Here is a 2,804-nt window from a genome sequence, read left to right on the forward strand (position 1 = left end):
GTCACGGAATGGATCCTCGGGTCTGCGCCGCGTCGCTTCGCTCCTTGCTCCGCCCTAGAATGACGATCGCGACGGGCCTTTCGGCCAATCTCCGGGCATGCGACCACCAACTAATAGGCGCTGCAGTCCTGCGCGACCGCCGTCTGGGTGCTGGCAATGATCCGGCCGCCAGCGATGGTAAAAGTCTCGCGCATCAGCATGTCGTTGCTGGGGAAGTCGTAGCAGGCGAGCACCGTGGTCTCGCCGTTCTTGCTCTTTTCGATGCGATGACGGATCGCGGCGCCCGCCACCGCGCCCTGCCATTCGTCGATCGAGGCGATGAAATCCTGCTTGGTCTGCACAACGCCGATATCATCCAGCTTCATGCGCACGTCGTCGGCAAGCAATTCGGACAATTCGGTCCTGTCGGCGGCCAGCAGCGCCGAATACCAGCGGTCGATGATGGCGCCGTCGTCGGCGCTGGCGCGGGCGACCGTGGACATGAGCAGCGCCACCGCGAGAAGGAACCTCCGCCAGGTCCGGTGCATCGCCCCTCCGTTACAGCTCGGGCCGCTCGAAATCGCCGGTTTCCTTGTTCATCACCCAAAGCTCCCCGGTCGAGATGTCGAACCAGGCTCCGTGCAGCGAGAGCCGTCCCTTGCCTTCCAGGATCGAGACGCAGGGGAAGGTCCTCAAATTGGCGATCGAGTAGCGGATGGAAATGCGTTCCAGCGCCGTCTGGCGCTCGGTCGCCGTCATCATGGTACTGGAGGCCACCGTCTCGGCGGCCGGCGCGATCAGGCTCATCCATTTGCCGATGAAGTCGCCAGGCGACAGCGGCGAGGAATTGGTGTCGAGAGCGGCACGGATGCCGCCGCAGCGGCCGTGGCCCATCACCACGATGTTCTTGACCTTCAGGCTCTGCACGGCGAATTCCAGCGCGGCCGATGTCGAGTGATATTCGCCGTCCGGCTCATAAGGCGGCACCAGATTGGCGACATTGCGCAGCACGAAGAGCTCGCCGGGGCCGGCGTCGAAGATCGCCTCCGGGGCTGAGCGTGAATCGCAGCAGGCGACGATCATCGTTTCCGGCGCCTGGCCTTCGCGCGCCAGCGAGCGATAGCGGTCGCTTTCCGAGGGATAGCGGCCGGCCATGAAGTTCCGATAGCCGGCGAGGAGGTGCTCGGGGAGGTGAGGCATGGGCGGCGTCTGGGCCCTTTCCGGGTTGGATGCGCACGAATGTGGTGTTCGAGCGATGTCTGCCTGAAGTCTGGGAAAGCCTCTAGCGGCAAAAGTCGGTCGCGAGCAATGCCGAATTGCGGATGAGCCCGTCGCAATCGCGATGCGGCATTCATGGCTTCGTCAGGCCCAGATGGCAACGGGAATGCCGAAACGATCGATCAATGGCGGATCTGGAGAAGGCTTTGCCTCGCCGCTGGCGATGCGTCCGGCAATCAGCATCATGGCCGCGGCGTCGAGGAAGTCGTCGCTCGCCGCGCCGCGCGGCGGCGCCTGGTCGAGAAAGGCTTTGCCGTAGCCATGCCGGCAAAGCAGCACCTTGCGCTCCTCCATGCCGGCCGGGTTGACCGCTCCCTTGATCTTCTTCGGCAAGGCCATCGCCGTGCCGCCGTTCAGCCGGCAGAAAGCCACTTCCGGATGCGATTCGAAGATGCGACGGCACAGCTCCGGTCGCGCGATCAACAATTGATCGATCTCGCGGATCTTCGAAAAGATGCCGAAAGCCTGGATGGAAACGCCGCGCGGCGGATCCGACGTTGCCAATGCCGTCGCGCTTGCCAGCCGATGCGCCGCATACCAGGCCTCGATCGTGGTGAAGTCGCTGGTATCGGCATAGAGCGCCGCCCGCGAGGGGATGGCGAACACGCTCGATTGCCGTGCCCCGAGCAGAGGCCGCACCAGCGCTTCCGGCCCGCGACCGCCTCTGCTCGCAAAATCCGGCAGGCCGATCGGCATGTCGACGGCGATCGTTGCGTCCGGCAGCGCGTCGAGCAGCGCCTGGAAGCTCGGGAAGACCGAGACCGACGGCGCGGCGTCCGCTTCGCGGTGGACGGCGATCCAGCCGGCCTTACAGCCGTCGACGCCTGCCAGCCCGCCGTCAGGCTTCACGCCCGCTTGTCCCGCCCGGGATGCAGGAGATGGCGCAACTGCACCATGGCCATGGGGTGCGACAGGCTCTGCGCGTCGGTTTCGAGCTGAAGCTCGTCGCCGCCGCGCTTCGCGGTGCGGGCGAGGATCTCGTAGACGGCGGCGGTGGTCGATTGCAGCGCCTTGACCGGCGGCTGGCCGGAGAGAACGCGCGCCAGATAGACGGCCGCCGTCAGGTCGCCAAGCCCGTTCGGCGGCTTCTCGATCACGCGGTGCTCGGCAAGCAGCGCCTGGCTGCCGTCGAGCAGGAAATTGCCGGTGCCGCCCATCATCATCGCGGGCGCCGAAGTCACCAGCATGGTCGAAGGGCCGGCGTGAAGCGCCGCCGCTGTCACCGCCTTGATGTCGGGCAGCGGCGCGCCCGCCATCCATTCCAGCTCATAGCGGTTGGGCGTCGCGATATCAGCGATTGGCATCAATTTGTCGCGCATGGCGACGGCCGTCGGCTCGGGCACGTAGAGCCCGCCCGAATCGCCCATCACCGGGTCGCAGATGTAAAGCGCGTTCGGCGTCCTTTCCTTGACGGCGGCGACCAGCGAGGCGACCGCGTCGGCCTGGCCTGCCTCGCCGAGATAGCCCGACAGCACGGCCCTCACCTCGCCCAGCCAGGGCGCGCGCTCAAGATCGGCCATCAGCGCCTTGAACTGATCGAGCGGCGG

4 protein-coding genes are annotated in these 2,804 nt (G+C 66.1%); all 4 read right to left on the bottom strand.

Annotation, left to right across the window (positions count from 1 at the left end; all coding sequences use genetic code 11):
- Window positions 1–110: 110 nt before the first annotated feature.
- Entirely contained in the window at window positions 111–482 is a 372-nt protein-coding gene (locus FJ980_RS29590; protein ID WP_246676596.1) for a nuclear transport factor 2 family protein, read from the bottom strand.
- Window positions 483–537: 55 nt separating this feature from the next.
- Entirely contained in the window at window positions 538–1,179 is a 642-nt protein-coding gene (locus FJ980_RS29595) for a carbonic anhydrase (RefSeq protein WP_140547167.1), read from the bottom strand.
- A gap of 162 nt (window positions 1,180–1,341) precedes the next feature.
- Window positions 1,342–2,106: a DUF429 domain-containing protein gene (locus FJ980_RS29600; RefSeq protein WP_140547168.1), complete on the bottom strand. Its 765-nt coding sequence runs from the start codon at window positions 2,104–2,106 to the stop codon at window positions 1,342–1,344.
- Window positions 2,103–2,804, bottom strand: a 702-nt coding sequence (locus tag FJ980_RS29605) for a PfkB family carbohydrate kinase (protein ID WP_140547169.1), incomplete at its 5' end; no start/stop codon positions are given. The genes FJ980_RS29605 and FJ980_RS29600, both read right to left, overlap by 4 nt.

Origin of the sequence: Mesorhizobium sp. B1-1-5, from assembly GCF_006443065.1 — a bacterium.
In the GTDB taxonomy this organism is placed as follows: Bacteria; Pseudomonadota; Alphaproteobacteria; order Rhizobiales; family Rhizobiaceae; genus Mesorhizobium.

Coding starts and splice junctions, on each gene's coding strand:
- FJ980_RS29590 (WP_246676596.1), bottom strand. CDS start 482: ATGTCCACGGTCGCCCGCGCCAGCGCCGACGACGGCGCCATCATCGAC.
- FJ980_RS29595 (WP_140547167.1), bottom strand. CDS start 1,179: ATGCCTCACCTCCCCGAGCACCTCCTCGCCGGCTATCGGAACTTCATG.